Raw genomic sequence first — 19,414 nt, forward strand, 5'->3', positions numbered from 1 at the left:
AATAGGTACCGAAAGAAATCGGTCGCTTGCATTAAAAAACTTGGGAGCAATAAATGCCTAGATATCGTTCAGCAACCTCGGTTGAAGGTCGCAACATGGCGGGTGCCCGCGCCTTATGGCGTGCAACAGGCGTAAAAAATGAAGACTTTGGTAAACCCATCATTGCGGTGGTTAATTCATTCACCCAATTTGTACCGGGACATGTTCATTTAAAAGATATTGGTCAACTGGTAGCAAAAGAAATTGAAGCCTGCGGTGGCATTGCCAAAGAATTTAATACCATTGCTGTCGATGATGGTATCGCCATGGGACATGGCGGTATGCTTTACTCACTACCATCTCGAGAGCTTATCGCCGACTCAGTAGAATACATGGTTAATGCCCATTGTGCTGACGCTATGATCTGCATCTCTAACTGTGACAAAATTACCCCTGGCATGTTAATGGCCTCACTGCGCTTAAATATTCCCACTGTATTTGTATCGGGTGGACCTATGGAAGCCGGCAAAACCAAACTATCTGATCAAATCATCAAACTTGACCTAGTTGATGCCATGATCCAAAGTGCCAACCCAAATGTTAGCGATGCCGATAGTGACGCAATTGAACAATCTGCTTGCCCGACCTGTGGATCATGCTCAGGGATGTTTACCGCTAATTCAATGAACTGTTTAACCGAAGCATTAGGTTTATCCTTGCCAGGTAATGGTTCACTTGTTGCTACTCACAAACAGCGTGAACAACTCTTTTTAAATGCCGCTAGACGCATTGTTGAAATTACCAAGCGTTATTATGAACAGGATGACGAATCCTACTTACCGCGCGCTATCGCAACCAAAGCGGCTTACGAAAATGCCATGTCGCTTGATATCGCCATGGGCGGTTCAACCAACACGGTATTACACTTACTTGCCACCGCACAAGAAGGCGAAATCGACTTTACCATGTCTGATATTGACCGACTATCTCGCAAAGTCCCTCACCTATGTAAAGTGGCCCCTAGTACCGCCATTTACCATATGGAAGACGTACACCGCGCCGGTGGTGTCGTGTCGATTTTGTCAGAGTTAGACAAGGCAGGATTACTTAATCGCAATGTCCATAACGTGCTTGGTCTAAACTTACAAGAAACCTTTGCCAAATATGATATCACCCAAACCACTGATGAAAGCGTCAAAAAAATGTATCGCAGTGGCCCAGCAGGTATTCGCACCACTAAAGCTTTCTCACAAGATTGCTATTGGGATACGCTAGATGATGACCGGCAAAACGGCTGTATCCGCGACAAAGCTCATGCTTATAGCCAAGATGGAGGATTAGCAACCTTATACGGTAACGTAGCTGAGGATGGCGCTATTGTAAAAACGGCTGGCGTTGCAGAGGAAAACTTAGTCTTCCGCGGTCCGGCCAAAGTCTATGAAAGCCAAGAAGATGCCGTTGATGCAATCCTAGGCGGTAGAGTAGTTGAAGGTGATGTGGTGGTTATCATTTATGAAGGACCAAAAGGTGGCCCTGGCATGCAAGAAATGCTCTATCCAACAAGTTATCTAAAATCAATGGGACTTGGCAAAGCTTGTGCATTAATTACCGATGGTCGATTCTCTGGTGGTTCATCAGGTTTATCCATTGGTCACATCTCGCCAGAAGCTGCTAACGGTGGCGTGATTGGTTTAGTTCGTGATGGTGATATTGTTGATATCGACATCCCAAATCGAAAACTAAACATCATGGTACCAGAGGATGAATTAGAACGTCGCCGTGTGGCAGAACTAGCCCGCGGTGATAAAGCCTTTACGCCGCATAACCGTGACCGTTATGTCTCATATGCCCTAAAAGCTTACGCAAGCTTAGCAACCAGTGCCGACAAAGGTGCGGTACGTGATAAAAGTAAATTAGGTGGTTAATGTGAATAATAACAAACTAACCGGCGCTGACTATTTAAAGGCTAGCCTACGCAGCGCTGTATATGATGTCGCTCAAGTGACTCCACTTGAATATATGGAAAAAATCTCATCTCGACTAAAAAACCAAGTGTTTGTTAAGCGAGAAGATCGTCAACTCGTTCACAGTTTCAAAATCCGTGGCGCGCAAGCCATGATTGCTAGCCTTACGCCGGAAGAACGTCAATGCGGTGTCATTGCCGCATCAGCCGGTAACCATGCCCAAGGTGTGGCATTTTCAGCAACAAAATTAGGCATTAAATCACTAATTGTTATGCCATTAAATACTGCCGACATCAAAGTCGAAGCGGTAAAAGGTTTTGGTGGTGAAGTTCTACTTTATGGCGCCAACTTCGACGAAGCCAAAGCCAAAGCGATGGAACTTGCCAAAGAGCAAAACCGCGTCTTTATTCCACCTTTCGACCACCCATTAGTCATCGCGGGACAAGGCAGTATCGCTATGGAACTACTGCAACAAAATGCCAAACTTGATCGCATCTTTGTGCCTGTCGGTGGTGGTGGGCTTGCCGCGGGGGTTGCCGTATTAATCAAACAAATCATGCCATCAATCAAGGTAATTGCAGTTGAACCAGAAGAATCAGCCTGTTTAAAAGCGGCATTAGTTGCTGGTCACCCAGTTGATTTAGAACGAGTCGGCTTATTTGCCGAAGGCGTGGCAGTAAAACGTATTGGTGATGAGACATTTAGGCTCTGTCAACAATATATCGACGACATAATCACGGTGGATAGTGACGAAATTTGCGCCGCCGTTAAAGATCTATTTGACGATGTACGCGCCATTGCCGAACCTTCAGGCGCCGTGGCCTTAGCGGGAATGAAAAAATATGTTGAACAACACAACATTAGTGGCGAAAACTTAGCCCATATTCTATCTGGCGCTAACTTAAACTTTCATAATTTGCGTTATATATCAGAACGTTGTGAATTGGGCGAAAAACGCGAGGTGCTCTTAGCTGTCACTATTCCTGAACAGAAAGGTAGCTTTCTCAAGTTCTGCCAATTGCTCGGTGGTCGCGCGGTAACCGAATTTAACTACCGTTACCACGATGACAAATCAGCTTGTGTGTTTGTTGGCGTTAAAATTGCCAAGAGCAATGAGAAAGAAGAAATCATGCAAGAGCTTACCGCTGCCGATTATCATGTTATCGACTTAACTGATGACGAAATGGCCAAGCTGCATGTGCGTTATATGATTGGTGGCAAACCTTGCCAACCTATTGAGGAACAAGTCTACAGTTTTGAATTCCCAGAATCACAAGGTGCACTTCTCAAGTTTTTACAAACATTAGGGACTAACTGGAATATCTCAATGTTCCATTATCGTAGCCACGGCAATGATTATGGTCGGGTGTTAGCTGCCTTTGAAATTGACAAAGCTAGCCACAGTACCTTCACCAAACACTTAACCGAGTTGGATTACGCTTTCCATAATGAAACGGAAAATCTCTCGCTTAAGTTATTTTTAACCACTAAATAATTCAATTGCCTCTAAAAAATTAGAGGCAATTTTCCGCAACAAATATTATTCATTAACACTTAATTGTCTGTAAATAATGTTAGGGTTGGTCGATTTAAAATACTCCCTCCGTCTCTCAAATATTTTTATCAAAAAAACACCTTTCCGCAAAAATAAATCCCCCCGATTAGAGCGGATAATTAACACTAACACCTTAAAATCGCTTTTATCAATAATTTCAACAGATCATTGTCTTTACAACACAATTATTTTCTTTTTACTAAACTAACTCTGTTTTGCTATCTCCAGCTCTTCTACCCGCAAATTAAGAACTAATAAATAAACGTTAAGGATAGGCGCAAAGCACTTTGCCACCATTATAATGGCGAGTCACGTTACCACTTTGCGAACCAACGACAGGCTGAGAGGCTTCTCCGCTTATCGCCTCACTTGTAAAATAACCACCGACGGTAAAGTTGGCATCTCTATAATCGCTGGCGGAGCCCCACTCCGTAAAAAATCCCGCACCAATATGACGCTGGTAGTAATTATTAGGTGACGATGGAGTAGCACCAACAGCACCTTGACAGAGAGAACCAGAATTCACTCCTTGACATGACGCGTTAGTTAAATCTTTTATCTCAGGTAGACGATATCCAATAGCAGTACACCAAGATGATGCCCTAATATAAGTGTAACTCGCAGCACCACGATTGACAAACCATTGCTTTAACTTAAATCCATACTTAACAACGGTATTACCAAGGCCATCACGACCGACTAACTCAAATATCTGTGGCAAAGATGGCCTAAGGATGTTACTAGGATTATCTAAAGGCCATTGTAATTCGCTTGCTACTGGACCAGTCAAGGTGACTCGAACACTAGTATTTGTTGAATTGGTCATTGTCGCCTTAATATCACCATTAGGAGAAACCTCCTCCCACAATAAAGGCTGACCAACACCAGCTATATCTAAATCAAAATACAAATTATGGGCGCCAGTAGTAGGAAAATTTGAATCGTATGATGAAAGCGTAAATGACTGAGGAATAAAACCTTTATCAGGGTTCCAAATGGAAACAGGACCTGCAAAATAACTTTTACCGTTATTCAAGTTAGGTCTTACAAAACAAAGTGTTGGCGATGTCTTAGGATTAATATAATAAGTGACGCTACCTGCACTAAAGCGACTTTCATTTGGGACACCATAACTCGTTTTTAATATACCTTGCGTATTAGATAAGGTTAATTTATAAGGTGCTTTACAAATATCCAGTATCTGGCTACGCGCCACAAGTTGATTATTTTTATCAGAAATAGTTAAACTTAAATTTCCCGTAGCAGTGATACCATTGATATCTTGACCATCACCATCATCATCTCCCCAGTAATTATAAGGAGGACCAATAAGTGAATTTAATGCAATAGAATCGGTATTCGTTGGCACTAACATACCAATATCCGCAAAACTCTGACCAGCACTAGGTAAAACGATAGGATTGGTTAAACTTGAATTATTGGTTGTAGGTGTATATTTATCGCCATTCGAAAGGGATATCCCAAGCAGACCATCGGTATTTGTCGTTTGTGTCCGACCACCGTCGAAAGTTAAATATGGCGCATTGCCATTAATTATATTCGAGGTTTTAGCGGTTAAGGCTAGGCTAGAATAGGAAGTTATTAACAACAAGCCAAACGATAACTCTAAAAAGATCTGCCGGGATAAAAAGGAACGATGACAGAATTGCGATAAATTTCGCGGAATTCCGTGCAACTTCGATAAAAAATTAATTGTGGTGAAAAATAAAAGATGCGAACTTAACTTTGACGAAGTTAAATTATAGGTTGTCCATGTTGCGTGTTGCGTGTTGCGTGTTGAAAATTATAATCCATTTCGACAATCCTGTCAATTAATCTTTTGATTTATTTAATATTTTATGCTTATCATTTAGATTTTAACCGCTTACATTAAACGGTGAAAAAAGTATAGTGACTGAAAAAACACGATGCAACATTTTTTTATTTTTAATTGTTAACTTTCGTAAAGGTGACAAATAACACATTGAAATGTAATGAATTTTTAATAAGATTGAAAATGGTAACAGTTTCTTCAACGCCAGCGAAATTGATAATCTAAACGATTACCCCATATAAAATCTATTTAGCATAAAGAACAATAAAAAATTACTGTTGAATAGATTCGCTAGCGCTTTATAAAATGGTTATTCTTTTGTCAAATTCATCAAGGATGTCCATATCGTCAGTAGATATTTATTGATTAGAAATAACTAGTTAACAAATATTAATAACCTCCCTAATACAACAACTGTTAAGAATAAAGAACAATAGAAAATTGTTGTTATTAAAATTCATTTCGGATTTTATAAAATAGGTTATCTTTTGGTAAAAAATCAGGAAATCTATATCATCAATCGATGTTTATTGAATAAAATATTTACTGAAAAAATATCATTCCTCAAAATAAATCCGCCCAATTAGAGCGGATAGTTCATGCTAACGCTTGAAAATCGTTTTTTTATCGTCCACTTCGTTAATCCATTGTCTTTTAAAAGCAATTATTCTATAGCTAATTAACTCGATTTTTCCTATACTCAGCAACTTCACCCAAGGACTAACAAATAAGCGCTAAGGATAGGCACAAACCCCGTGATAGCTTGCGTTATTCGCTGTAAGCTTCGCCACTTGACCTGTATGCGCTACAACACCCAAATTCGTTGAATCACTCGCCCAATAGTAATAGTGGACAAAGTTGGCACCCTTGTAAGAAACGGGTCTGGGCCACTCTGAGAAGAACCCGGCTCCAATGGTACGCTGAAAATGATTGCCTGATGACGAAGGTGTAGCACCTAAATTATTATAATTAGCATTAGTTAAATCCTTAATCTTAGATAAACGATAACCAATATTAGTACACCAAGATGACATACTAGCATGAGTGTACCTTTTATCACCGCGATTCACGAACCAATGCTTTAACACAAAACCATACTTAAGGACTTCATTATTATTACTGTCAAGACCAACTAACTCAATTACCTGAGGTAAAGATGGTTTATCGATATTACCCGGGTTATCTAAACTCCATTGCGAGTCTTTTGCGACTGGACCAGTTAATGTGATCCGAACACTATCCCGTTTTGAATTAGTCATCGTTGCCTTAATATCACCATTAGCTGAAACCGCCTTCCACGTTAAAGGTTGAGCTACACCACCTATATCTAAATCAAAATATAAACCATTAGCTCCCGTTGTAGGGAAATTTGAATCATAAGACGATGGCGTAACTGACTGGGGAAGAAAACCATTACGAGAGTTCCATATGTAAGCTGGACCTGCATATTTACCTGCTGAAAAACTATCACTCATGGCAGGTCTAACAAAACAAATCACTGGTACTGACTTAGGATTAATATAATAAGTGACCTTACTCGCACCAAAATGACTTTCATTAGGCACACCATAACGTGTTTTTAATGAACCACTAGTAGTAGATAAGGTTAATTTATAAGGTCCTTTACATATCTCTAACTTCGTATCGCGAGCAACTGTTTGATAATTTCTATCTACAATGGATAAGCTTAAACTACCGGTAGTAGTAATACCATCAATCCCCTGACCATCACCATCATCATCCCGCCAAAAATTATAAGGAGGACCAATAAGTGAACTTAATGCAATAGAATCAGTGTTCGTTGGTACCAACATATCAATATCCGCAAAACTCTGACCTGCGACAGGTAAAACGATAGGATTGCTTTTTGAAATACCGGATGAGGGAGTGAATGATCTACCATCAGAAAGGGATATCTCGAGCAAACTTTTGGTGTTTTTCGCATGAGTACGACCACCATCGAAGGTTAAATAAGGCGCATTGCCATTAATTATATTCGTAGTTTTAGTGGTTAAGGCAAGGCTAGAATAGGAAGTTATTAACAATAAACCAAATATTAATCCTAAAAAGATCTGCTGGAATAAAACGCAACGATCTAATGATCGCGATAAAACTCGCACGATTCCGCAAAATTTTAATAAAAAATAAATTGGAGTGAAAAATAAAGGTTGTAAACTTAACTTAGCTGAATTTAAATTATAGGTTGTCCATGTTAGGGGGTGGGAATCATACTCCATTCTGACGTTCCTGTCAAATAACTCTATGTTTAATTTATATTTTATGACTTTGGGCGACTAAACTATAGCCGCTAACTTCTTTTAAAAAATCAGAACAGTATAAAGATGTAAAAAAATCCCCGCAACCTATTTTCTTCGTCTATTTGCTAACTTTAATAAAGAGGATCGCTAAAGGCGCTAAAATCGCATCGCCTTAAAGTCATTCTAACTAAAGAATACACTCGTTACCTATCCTTACGAACTTAAGCGTATTGACGATAAAAAGCTTTGTTTTAGGTAAAAATAATCTTTTTTATACGTTTATGCTCGATATTCGGAATTTTTATATCGGATTTTGAACTGTAAAAAATGTTTCCTAAACCTTTTAAGTGTTTTGTTTAATTATTCGACTCAATGCAGTTTTAGTAATTTAATATATAAAATGATAAATTTTGCCAAAAAACACTTTCCTCACATATTTTTAGCCCCAAAAAATATACCTCAAACATAAATCCGCCCAATTAGAGCGGATAGTTCATGCTAACGTTTATAAATCACTTTTTATCGCTCACTTCGTTGACTCAACGTCATTTAAAGGCAATTATTCTATAGCTAACTAACTCGATTTTTCCTATCCTCAACACCTGCACCCAAGGATTAAGAACCAAAAGCTAAGGATAGACGCAAACCCCGTAGCTTTCAGTTCTCAACTCCTTCACCTCACCTGTATGCGCTACAACGATAAAATTCGTTGGATCACTTGTCCAATAGTAATAGTTGACGAAGTTGCCACCCTTGTAAGAAGCGGGAATGGACCACTCTGAGAAGAACCCGGCTCCAATGGTACGCTGAAGATGATTGCCCGATGACGAAGGTGTAGCACCTAAATTATTATAATTAGCATTAGTTAAATCTTTAATTTTAGCCAAACGATAACCAATATTAGTACACCAAGATGACATACTAGCATAAGTGTACATTCTATTACCGCGATTTACGAACCAATGCTTTAACACAAAACCATACTTAAGGACTTCATTATTATTACTGTCAAGACCGACTAACTCAATTACCTGAGGCAAAGATGGTTTATCGATATTACCCGGGTTATCTAAACTCCATTGCGAGTCTTTTGCGACTGGGCCAGTTAATGTGATCCGAACACTATCCCGTTTTGAATTGGTCATCGTTACCTTAATATCACCATTAGCTGAAACCGCCTTCCACGTTAAAGGTTGAGCTACACCACCTATATCTAAATCAAAATATAAATTATTAGCTCCCGTTGTAGGGAAATTTAAACCATAAGACGATGGCGTAACTGACTGGGGAAGAAAACCATTACGAGGGTCCCATATGGAAGCTGGACCTGCATATTTACCTGATGAAAAATTAGCACTCATGATAGGTCTAACAAAACAAATCTCTGGTACTGACTTAGGATTAATATAATAAGTGACATTACTCGCACTAAAAAGACTTTCATTAGGCACACCATAACGTGTTTTTAATGAACCACTAGTATTAGATAAGGTTAATTTATAAGGTCCTTTACATATCTCTAACTTCGTGTTGCGAGCAACTGGCTGATTATCTCTATCAACAATGGATAAGCTTAAACTACCGGTAGCAGTAATACCATTAATCCCTTGACCATCACCATCATCATCCCCCCAATAATTATAAGGAGGACCAATAAGTGAACTTAATGCAATAGAGTCTGTGTTCGTTGGTACCAACATATCGATATCCGCAAAACTCTGACCTGCAACAGGTAAAACGATAGGATTGTTTTTTGAATTAGGGAATGAGGGAGTAAATGAGCTACCATCAGAAAGAGATATCTCGAGCAGACCATTGGTGTTTTTCGCTTGGGTACGACCACCATCGAAGGTTAAATAAGGCGCATTGCCATTAATTATATTCATTGTTTTAGCGGTTAAGGCAAGGCTAGAATAGGAAGTTATTAACAACAAACAAAAAATTGATCTTAAAAGGATTCGCCGGGAAAAAAGGAAGCGATATAAAAATCGCCGCACAAAAAATTGCAAAATTCCGTGCAATTTTGATAAAAAATAGATTGGAGCAAAAAATAAAAGTTGGGCGCTTAATTTAACCGAATTTAAATTATAGGTTGTCCAGATTGGGTGTTGGGTGTTGGGTGTTGAAAATTATAATCCATTTCGACGTTCCTGTCAAATAACTTTATGTTTAATTTACATTTTATGACTTTGAGCGACTAAACTATAGCCTCTAACTTCTTTTAAAATACTAAGATAGTATAAAGATGTAAAAAAATCCCCGCAACCCATTTTCTTCGTCTATTTGCTAACTTTAATAAAGAACTAGTTTGCAGATGTAATAAACCATATGCTTTTTTTGCTTATGCTATTGCAAAAGAGACATCAACTTTTTGAGATGATGCTATTGAGGATATTTAAGAAACGAAATTTTTACTTGATTTTGTTAAAGTCAATTTATCCATATATAGAGACATGGCGTGATATCTATTTGAATATCATACTTGTTCAAAAAGCAACTATATATTGATTTAGTTTAGATATCAGTGAGTTTGCTAAATTTATTTGCTTAGCATTGAAAGAATACAAAACCCTCATACGAGGGTTTTATTATTTTGTTAGATGTTAGTTTTTATTTTTCTAACTTCATTCTATTATTTAAATCTTCATAAATGATTGATACACCATTATCAAATGCAGATGATACTGAGACATCGGATAATTTAAATGTATTCTCTTTTCCTGCTAATAGTGTGTAAGTCGATATGGTTACTGGTTTGTCATTTAAGTAAACTGAATGTGCCACAATATCAACATTTGAACTAGTATCATTTTTTAATTTTACTGTCACAGATGATTGTATTTTAGACATACCAGCCTTGCTAGCTTTATCGATTTTAGTTTTTAAGCTTGGAGACATTTTTATCACTAAGCCACCACCAAAATCAGCATTAGCTAATTGAATATCACCGGTAAACTCTTTTCCTCCGACAGTTATAGGAATTTCAAATAATGCTTTTGAGTCCATATTTTCTCTATAACATTCAACATATTTGGCATCACTAAATACGTCGGTAATCCCTTTTTTCGCTTCAATTAAGCTGGATGATTCATTGCGAGAATCTTTATAATCAGTACACGAAGTTACTTCAACAATTAATTTTGATTGGATGGTTTTCGCGGTATCACTATTTATGTCGCTTAAATTAACAGTTGGGGCTAGTTCTACTTTACAACCGGATAATAAAACGACTGACATTAGCGAAATGAGTATTTTTTTCATGTATTACTTCCTTTTATTAAAAACAATTTTGTTAGAATTATTATATTTTATTTGCAATATTTCAAGTTAACATTATAACTAACAAAAATAATTCATAAGATAATAAATATGACCCAAAAGCAAATAGCCGCTAAATTTAGTAACTACTGAATTATTTTTTTCATAAGAGTTTATTTAATCGTAAACATAGTATTTCAACGTGATGAAAATAGAGATAAAAAATTGGTAAAATGTTTGAAAGATTATCGCTTTTCAAATTAATCGGTTTTGCTATACTCCATTCTATTTTAATAACACTTAATTACTGATTTTATGAAACTCCCACTAACCAAGGCAAATTAGAACAAAAGGTGAACAATGATTAAACTTGCAATAATTGGCACCAATTGGATAACTGAAAAGTTTATCGATGCCGCATTGAAATCAAAACAATATCAACTGGTTGCGGTATATTCGCGAGATCTAACTAAAGCTCAAGTATTTGCTGATAAATATCGGGCAAAGATGGTGTTTGATGATTTAACACAATTAGCCAGTGATCGAAATGTCGATGTAATATATATTGCCAGCCCAAATTCATTGCACTTTTCACAAGCTAAATTAATGTTGGAACACGGTAAAGATGTAATTTGTGAAAAACCGTTAACCTCGAATTATCAACAAACTCAGGCATTGATTAAGATAGCTAAACAAAATCAGTGTATTATTTTCGAAGCTTTGAAAACTTTTTATGTACCCAATTATGAATTAATCAAAAGTTATCTTCCCCAATTAGGTAAGTTACGTAAAGCGCTATTGAATTACTGCCAATATTCGTCCCGTTATGAGAGTTATTTAAATGGTCATAATCCCAATACCTTTAATCCTGAGTTTTCTAATGGCTCTTTAATGGATATTGGTGTATACCCACTCAATTTTGGACTTGGTTTGTGGGGAAAACCAAATCAGTTTTATGCCACATCAAGCTTATTAGCGTCTGGTGTTGATGCGCATGGTAGTGTGCTGTGTAATTATGAGGATTTTGATGTGATCATTTGGCATTCAAAGGTAACCAACTCTTATATTCCTAGCGAAATTCAGGGCGAAGATGGTGCGTTGGTTATTGATCATCTTTCGGTATGCGAACAAGTCACCTATTATCCTCGTCAAGGTGAAAAACAAATTATTAGTATCCAACAGCAAGACAATGAGATGTATTACGAGGCGCTTGAGTTTGCCAAGCTTTATCAACAACGAAAAATTGATCATAAAGGTTTGGAGCAGACTTTACTATCGTCATTGATGTTAACTGAAATAAGGAAACAAATCGGCGTACAATATCCCGCTGATGATTTTTAATGGAAAATAAGATGAAAAAATTTACACTACTTTTAAGTTTTAGCTTATTGTTCAGTTTTTATTCCTTTGCTGAACCCAATAGCAACCAAGTGCAATATAATCAGCGTCAGCATTTCGAAAACTTTAACGATTTCTATCAAAGTTTGCCTGTTTTAAATATGCCTTTTGATACCCATAATCTAGCTAAAGGACAATATGTAGATAGCCGATTTTTTCATTTTGCTGATGATGATTTTAGCTACTATGATAAACCTGTCGTTGCAGAGCAATCCTACTTTACTTTGCAAGACTTAACCGCTGTTGGTCGTTTTACCATCGAGAATACTCAATTTATTCTTTACCATTTCACTTTTGATAGTTTAGGCGAAGGTTTTTATGAGGATTTATATTTACTTAATGCATTTAATCAAGATGGCGAGTATTTAGACGAGTTGATACTTTCGGCACATACCGGTCATGAAGATCATATATTTGACTATTCTGCTTTAGTTTTCGATAATTTATTTAATGTGCATATCGTAGCTCATTATGAGCTAAATTATATGATTGAGGTGGTCGATAATGTTTACCATGCAGAATCCAACGCCAATATCACTTATCAATTTAGCGATAACCAATTTCAACGCAAACAACAATACCCTAATTGTACAGAATTTAATTTAAACGGCTATTTAACTAAACTCACTAAACAACAATTTGCCTATGCTGAAGATATTGTGGCGTTTGATGATTATTTAGCTTGTTATCCTATTTCAGAAAATCTAAAAACTTATAAAGAATTAGCATTTTATCTTGAAAACGGTGATCCAGGTTTTTTCAATTCATCCGAATTAAAAAAATGGGATAATGTGCTTAAAACGATTAAGCAAGATTAACAATGATGAAATATGAGCAAAGGCGTTTAAAAAAACGCTTACCTCATGTTTTCGGGCAAAGCTATGGAAACAGTTACACCAATTAATCCAGAAAAAGATTATCAAAAAGCTCCAACGTTAATTGAACCTTTTTTGATAAAGCGTATACATAAGTCAGTCTAGAGTCTGATTTTTTTAGAAACTATGGCATTATTGATTGAAAAATAGCAAAGTGAGCACTATCCAATTACATTAGCTGATCTTATGGAGGCCATAAAATTAAGCATGAAACAACAAGAATTAACTGCTAAGAATTTAGCTATGCAATTAATCAACCTAAGCAAATTTATTAAATTTTAAATGGCAAACGTCAACTAACAATGATAAAAAATCTAAATCGTATTGTTAATCTTCCACATGAAAGCTTAATTAAATGATAAAGATTTAAATGAAATTGGGCGTAATCAATTAACAATAATAAGTTTGAAAACGCCCACTAATCATAATTAGTTAGGTAAATCAGATATTTATATGTTCAATATAACCCTTCACAATATTAATACTGTTTGTAAATAGTTCTTTTTCGTTATCGCTAAAGTCGAGTTCAATGACTTTTTTAATACCATGTTGATCAAGGATTGCTGGAACACCAATGGCGACATTTTTATAACCATATTCGCCATCTAACACACAGCTTAGTGCTAAAGCCCGGTGGCTGTTGGTGAAGATGTGTTGGCAGATTTCAGTAATGGTACTGGCTATGCCGTATTCGGTGCAATGTTTATATTTGACGATTTCGAAGCCTTTGTTTTTGGCTTTTAGCCCAATGTCATTGAAATCAATTTTTTTGCTTTCTAAATCGTTAAGATTGATACCGTAAACCGAGGAGTGAGACCAAACAGGGAATTGCGAATCACCATGTTCGCCAACAATAAATGCATCAATACTTTGTGGACCAATGTCCATTTGCTCACCGAGCAATCGACGTAGGCGAACAGTATCCAACCAGACACCAGTACCAATAACCCGATGACGAGGTAGACCAGATAATTTCCAGACTTGGTAAGTGATGGCATCACATGGGTTTGTGGCGATTAAGAATATCCCTTTAAATCCGCTTTTCATCATGTTGGGAACAATGCTCGCCATGATTTTAGAGGTGCCGGCCAATTCTTCTGCCCTACTTTTTTGCGCCAATCCCGAGGTAACAGTAATAATCGCAATATCAATATCAGCACAGTCCGTTGATTCGCGCAAGCTGACCTTTATCATGTTTTGTCGATAGGCTGCGGCATCAAGTAAATCTTGCGCATGGCCGTAAGCTAGATCTTTGTTAAGGTCGACCAGTGCGATCTCTTCACAAAAACCACGATTTACCAATGTATAAGCTGTGGTTGAACCAACATTACCTACCCCAATAACCATCACTTTACGTAGTTTCATAATTAATCCTACCTATTTAAGTTGTCAAATTATAGATATCTCTAACAATGTCATTGATTACCTCTCATCATATACTTTTATCCAACATAAACAACAATTGCCTAACTGTTCATATAAGTATCTATATAAATCTTTTAACAATCATTAATTATAATAATGTTAGCGAATATTTTTTGAGCGGTTAGTGTTTATATGTTAGACTTTTTGATTAACTAAGGAAAGAAGGAACAAATCAATGAAGAAAAGAGTACTTATAGGACTATCCCTAGCTACCCCCCTAGCTGTTAACGCGCTGAATTTACAAGGCAGCCAAACTTTTACTGATAAAGTCAATATTCCTGTTACCCATGATTTTGAAACTTTTGAGAATAAGATTACATCGGGCATAAATATAACTTCTGGAAGTAATACTGTTTTTGAAAAAAACGTATCACTTAACCTCTCTAGAGATCAATTATCGGAAGATGATAATTTTTTTATTAGCGGAATTCAAGGGTTAATATCACCGACTATAACGGCACCATCATCTACCATCTTTAAACAAGATCTCAATATCAAAATGAAAAGTGAAGATGTGTACGCAATATATTTAGCTGATAAAAATAGTACCGTAATAATTAATGGGAAAGCAAACTTGAGCGTTGATAGTAGATATTCTGATGATGATGAGACTATTTTCGTAACGGGCGGAAAACTTGTATTTAATGGTGAAACGCATATAGATAATAATTTTGATGCTATCTACTTAGCTGGAGAAGGAACAAATATAATATTTAATGGTGACTCATACATAAATGGTAACATTGAATCTTATGGAGATGCATTATTAGAAATCAAAAATAAATCCATAATAAAAGGCGATATATGGGCTGATTATGGAGGTAAGGTAATTATGGATTTAGCCGCCGGCTCTAAAATTGTTGGCAATGTCATAGCATTTGATCCCTCTGATGATATTGACTATTCTAATCAAGATACCACCGGAATTATAAAAATGAATCTCGCCAAAGGCTCTTCTTGGGAAATTATAGGCGATTATTCTTATATTACTGAACTATCAGGGCAAGGAAATATTACCTTCACTAATTTTACCAGAAGTAATAATTTTGGTGAGCTAGTAATTGAGAATTTAAAAGGGGCTTCGACGTTCAATTTACGCACCGATATTGCCACTCAACAAAGTGATAAAATTATTATCTCAAAATCATCTGACGCCAACCGAACTGTCTCAGCAGAAGGCACCCATACGATAAACTTAATCAATAATGGTTCTGCACAAACCACTGGTATTGAAAAGTTAACTTTAGTTGAAATCGATGACAATGCAACAAATACCGCTGAATTTAAAACTAATCATGATGTTGAGCTTGGTGGTTATCAATATAGTTTAAATAAAGATGGGAAAGATTATGTGCTAACTGGTAAGCCGATTACTTCATCAGCTATGGCTAGTGCTGGTTTTCTTAATGCCAATTATTTAATGAATTATGTTGAAACTCAAACCCTTTTAAAACGTTTAGGTGATATGCGCACTAGTGGTAAGTTTGGGGATGTTTGGTTACGAGGTTTTACTGGTAAGTTAGATTCGTTTTCTGGCGGTAAATTAAGCAAATTTGATATGAGTTACCATGGTTTCCAATTTGGTGCAGATAAACAACTATCTGAAAATTCACCTTTGGTTATTGGGGCTTTTGTCGGGCAAACTTATGGCAATCCTGATTATAAAAATGGTGATGGGTCATTACGTTCATTCAACACCGGGATATATGCAACTTATTTAGATAACAGTGGTTTTTATATTGATAGTGTAGTCAAATATGATCGGCAAAAAAATCACTTTAAAGTTAAAGATACCGCTAATAACCGCATTCAAGGTACAGGACACTCTAATGGACTTGGCTTATCCATGGAATTAGGTCAAAAATTCAAAATTAATGATTTTTATATCGAACCACAAACGCAAATCTCTTACAGCCATCAAAATGGTAATTCAATTAATGCATCGAATGGACTTAAAGTTAAATTAGGTAATTACAATTCATTAATTGGCCGAGCATCAGCACTTTTGGGCTATGAATTTAATTCAGATGAAAATAGTATCAATATTTATGCTAAAACCGGTATCGTTAGAGAGTTTGATGGCGATACCTACTATAAACTAAATAACCATAAAGAAAGCCACTCATTCAAAGGTAATTGGTGGAATAATGGTGTTGGCATAAACGCCAATTTCAACCAAAAACATAATATCTATTTGGATTTAGAAAGTTCTCCGGGTAATAAATTTGATTTATTACAAGTTAATGGTGGCTACCGCTATTCTTTCTAATTTATGATTTTATTTAAATTTTTTATATCAATCACACGCATATTAATTAAGCGTGTGATTTTTCAGTAATCAGTAAATTAAATACTCAAGTGACTTTTAATCTAATATGATTTAAAAAATTAACATAAAAATTTTTTAATAATTATTCAGCAATCATAATTACTAATATTAGTGACACCTTTCAATATGCTAGGCTGTTTTAAAGTATAAAAAAGGAAATAGAAAAGAAAAAGGAAAAGAGATGAAAAAAAAGAAATTAATTATATTATTATCCCTAGCAATGCCATTAACGGTTAACGCTTTAAAATTACAAGGCACACAAATATTTACTGATGAAGTAAATATTCCTGTAACGCATGATATAGAAAAAAATGGAGATTCTGTATATTCAAATATAGACATCGAATCAGGGAGTAATACAGTATTTGAAAAAAATGTCACAATAAATATGTCAAGAGATGGTTTTTCATCAGTCAATGATGGAATGACAATTGACGGTCTTCGAGCTTTTATGACCAATGGAGTTTCTTCGTCTACTGTTTTTAATGGCGACCTCAATATTAACATGAGAGGGGAGTATTTTGATGCTATTGGTTTACACGATGATAATGCAACGGTTATTATTAATGGAAAAACAACCTTAACCGTTGATGCTCATAACGAAAGTGGAGCAATTACCATATTAGGATCAAACTTAACATTAAATGGTGAATCAAATATTAGTGGCGATATTTTTGTTACTAATAATGGAACCTTAAAAATAAATAATAAATCAATAATAAAAGGCGATATATTCACAGAATTTGGTGGTACGGTTATATTAGACCTAGCTGCTGGTTCTAAAATTGTCGGTGAGGTTTCAGCATTTGGTGATCCAGATGATCCCGACTACCCTGGTCAAGATACCACCGGAATTATAAAAATGAATCTCGCCAAGGGTTCTTCTTGGGAACTTGAGGGTGACGATTCTTATTTAACTGAACTATCCGGTCAAGGAAATATTACCTTCACTAGTTTTACCAGAAGTAATAACTTTGGTGAGCTAGTAATTGAGAATTTAAAAGGGGCTTCGACGTTTAATTTACGCACCGATATTGCTTCACAACAAAGTGATAAAATTATTATCTCAAAATCATCTGACGCCAACCGAACTGTCTCAGCAGAAGGCACCCATACGATAAACTTAATCAATAATGGTTCTGCGCAAACTACTGGTAATGAAAAGTTAACTTTAGTTGAAATCGATGACAATGCGACAAATACCGCTGAATTTAAAACTAATCATGATGTTGAGCTTGGTGGTTATCAGTATAGTTTAGATAAAGATGGGAAAGATTATGTGCTAACTGCTAAGCCGATTACTTCATCAGCTATGGCCAGTGCTGGTTTTCTTAATGCCAATTATTTAATGAATTATGTTGAAACTCAAACCCTTTTAAAACGTTTAGGTGATATGCGCACTAGTGGTAAGTTTGGGGATGTTTGGTTACGAGGTTTTACTGGTAAATTAGATTCGTTTTCTGGCGGTAAATTAAGCAAATTTGATATGAGTTACCATGGTTTCCAATTTGGTGCAGATAAACAACTATCTGAAAATTCACCTTTGGTTATTGGGGCTTTTGTCGGGCAAACTTATGGCAATCCTGATTATAAAAATGGTGATGGGTCATTACGTTCATTCAACACCGGGATATATGCAACTTATTTAGATAACAGTGGTTTTTATATTGACGGTGTAGTCAAATATGATCGGCAAAAAAATCACTTTAAAGTTAAAGATACCGCTAATAACCACATTCAAGGTACAGGACACTCTAATGGGCTTGGCTTATCAATGGAATTAGGTCAAAAATTCAAAATTAATGATTTTTATATCGAACCACAAACGCAATTCTCTTACAGCCATCAAAATGATAATTCAATTAATGCATCGAATGGACTTAAAGTTAAATTAGGTAATTACAATTCATTAATTGGCCGAGCATCAGCACTTTTGGGCTATGAATTTAATTCAGATGAAAATAGTATCAATATTTATGCTAAAACCGGTATCGTTAGAGAGTTTGATGGTGATACCTACTATAAACTAAATAATCATAAAGAAAGCCACTCATTCAAAGGTAATTGGTGGAATAATGGTGTTGGCATAAACGCTAATTTCAACCAAAAACATAATATCTATTTGGATTTAGAAAGTTCTCCGGGTAATAAATTTGATTTATTACAGGTTAATGGTGGATATCGTTACTCTTTTTAATTCATTATTTAGCTTAAATTTTTATCTATTCATCCCACGTTGATTATTTGGCGTGGGAATTTCCAATTATCTCGCCTTTGACACTACATTAACTATCATTCTAATAGATGTATCTATCTACGTTTTTTTTGTATTTTTATTTAATATTGAGTAATAAAAAATTTGACTTTTATTTTATTAATGATAATAATTCTCATTAACATTTAAAACATGATTTTGCATTTTTTAAGTATTAGGGAGTGATCAAAAAAGCGATTTCACACATTTTTGATCGTTTTATCTATAACTTATCTTCTGTGTCCGATTAAGTTCGAGCAGATAGTATACAATAAGGATCCATCA

At 35.9% G+C, this 19,414-nt stretch carries 11 protein-coding genes; 6 read left to right on the top strand and 5 right to left on the bottom strand.

Annotated elements, in window-relative coordinates:
* The first annotated feature begins 53 nt into the window (after positions 1-53).
* Positions 54-1,904 carry a dihydroxy-acid dehydratase gene (gene ilvD, locus DKK70_RS11705; protein WP_110434176.1) on the top strand — a complete coding sequence of 617 codons (1,851 nt, stop codon included), beginning with the start codon at positions 54-56 and terminating at the stop codon, positions 1,902-1,904.
* 1 nt (position 1,905) lies between these two features.
* Positions 1,906-3,438 (top strand): threonine ammonia-lyase, biosynthetic, encoded by a 1,533-nt coding sequence (gene ilvA / locus DKK70_RS11710; protein WP_258363944.1) that lies wholly within the window; start codon positions 1,906-1,908, stop codon positions 3,436-3,438.
* A gap of 325 nt (positions 3,439-3,763) precedes the next feature.
* Here the strand turns inward: ilvA and DKK70_RS11715 are convergent, their stop codons facing one another.
* The 4 genes from DKK70_RS11715 to DKK70_RS11730 all read right to left on the bottom strand — a co-directional run bounded on the left by DKK70_RS11715 (position 3,764) and on the right by DKK70_RS11730 (position 10,851).
* Positions 3,764-5,110 (bottom strand): hypothetical protein, encoded by a 1,347-nt coding sequence (locus DKK70_RS11715; protein WP_110434178.1) that lies wholly within the window; start codon positions 5,108-5,110, stop codon positions 3,764-3,766.
* Positions 5,111-6,066: 956 nt separating this feature from the next.
* Positions 6,067-7,569 carry a hypothetical protein gene (locus DKK70_RS11720; protein WP_110434179.1) on the bottom strand — a complete coding sequence of 501 codons (1,503 nt, stop codon included), beginning with the start codon at positions 7,567-7,569 and terminating at the stop codon, positions 6,067-6,069.
* A 650-nt stretch (positions 7,570-8,219) separates the two neighbouring features.
* The gene (locus tag DKK70_RS11725) at positions 8,220-9,476 is read right to left on the bottom strand and encodes a hypothetical protein (RefSeq protein ID WP_146210876.1); all 1,257 of its coding nucleotides are present in this window, start codon (positions 9,474-9,476) and stop codon (positions 8,220-8,222) included.
* A 724-nt stretch (positions 9,477-10,200) separates the two neighbouring features.
* Positions 10,201-10,851 (bottom strand): DUF7424 family protein, encoded by a 651-nt coding sequence (locus DKK70_RS11730; RefSeq protein WP_110434181.1) that lies wholly within the window; start codon positions 10,849-10,851, stop codon positions 10,201-10,203.
* 357 nt (positions 10,852-11,208) lie between these two features.
* Between DKK70_RS11730 and DKK70_RS11735 the strand changes: the two genes are divergently transcribed.
* A complete protein-coding gene (locus DKK70_RS11735) occupies positions 11,209-12,189 on the top strand; it encodes a Gfo/Idh/MocA family protein (RefSeq protein WP_110434182.1) in 981 nt (326 codons plus the stop codon).
* 11 nt (positions 12,190-12,200) lie between these two features.
* Positions 12,201-13,064 (top strand): hypothetical protein, encoded by an 864-nt coding sequence (locus tag DKK70_RS11740; RefSeq protein WP_110434183.1) that lies wholly within the window; start codon positions 12,201-12,203, stop codon positions 13,062-13,064.
* 498 nt (positions 13,065-13,562) lie between these two features.
* Here DKK70_RS11740 and DKK70_RS11745 read toward each other — a convergent pair whose 3' ends face one another.
* On the bottom strand, positions 13,563-14,486 hold the full coding sequence (locus DKK70_RS11745) for an L-lactate dehydrogenase (protein ID WP_110434184.1): 924 nt from the start codon (positions 14,484-14,486) through the stop codon (positions 13,563-13,565).
* A gap of 235 nt (positions 14,487-14,721) precedes the next feature.
* Here DKK70_RS11745 and DKK70_RS11750 point away from each other — a divergent pair, with 235 nt between their 5' ends.
* Both DKK70_RS11750 and DKK70_RS11755 read left to right on the top strand, forming a co-directional pair.
* A complete protein-coding gene (locus DKK70_RS11750; RefSeq protein WP_110434185.1) occupies positions 14,722-16,815 on the top strand; it encodes an autotransporter outer membrane beta-barrel domain-containing protein in 2,094 nt (697 codons plus the stop codon).
* 241 nt (positions 16,816-17,056) lie between these two features.
* Positions 17,057-19,072, top strand: coding sequence for an autotransporter outer membrane beta-barrel domain-containing protein (locus tag DKK70_RS11755; RefSeq protein ID WP_110434186.1), 2,016 nt, complete (start codon positions 17,057-17,059; stop codon positions 19,070-19,072).
* The last annotated feature ends 342 nt before the right edge of the window (positions 19,073-19,414 follow it).

It is taken from the genome of Gilliamella apicola (genome assembly GCF_003202655.1).
In the GTDB taxonomy this organism is placed as follows: Bacteria; Pseudomonadota; Gammaproteobacteria; order Enterobacterales; family Orbaceae; genus Gilliamella; species Gilliamella apicola_R.

Excerpts from the sequence above, each read along its gene's own strand:
- ilvD (WP_110434176.1), top strand. The coding sequence starts at position 54 with ATGCCTAGATATCGTTCAGCAACCTCGGTTGAAGGTCGCAACATGGCG.
- DKK70_RS11720 (WP_110434179.1), bottom strand. The coding sequence starts at position 7,569 with ATGGAGTATGATTCCCACCCCCTAACATGGACAACCTATAATTTAAAT.
- DKK70_RS11725 (WP_146210876.1), bottom strand. The coding sequence starts at position 9,476 with ATGAATATAATTAATGGCAATGCGCCTTATTTAACCTTCGATGGTGGT.
- DKK70_RS11730 (WP_110434181.1), bottom strand. The coding sequence starts at position 10,851 with ATGAAAAAAATACTCATTTCGCTAATGTCAGTCGTTTTATTATCCGGT.
- DKK70_RS11735 (WP_110434182.1), top strand. The coding sequence starts at position 11,209 with ATGATTAAACTTGCAATAATTGGCACCAATTGGATAACTGAAAAGTTT.
- DKK70_RS11740 (WP_110434183.1), top strand. The coding sequence starts at position 12,201 with ATGAAAAAATTTACACTACTTTTAAGTTTTAGCTTATTGTTCAGTTTT.
- DKK70_RS11745 (WP_110434184.1), bottom strand. The coding sequence starts at position 14,486 with ATGAAACTACGTAAAGTGATGGTTATTGGGGTAGGTAATGTTGGTTCA.
- DKK70_RS11750 (WP_110434185.1), top strand. The coding sequence starts at position 14,722 with ATGAAGAAAAGAGTACTTATAGGACTATCCCTAGCTACCCCCCTAGCT.
- DKK70_RS11755 (WP_110434186.1), top strand. The coding sequence starts at position 17,057 with ATGAAAAAAAAGAAATTAATTATATTATTATCCCTAGCAATGCCATTA.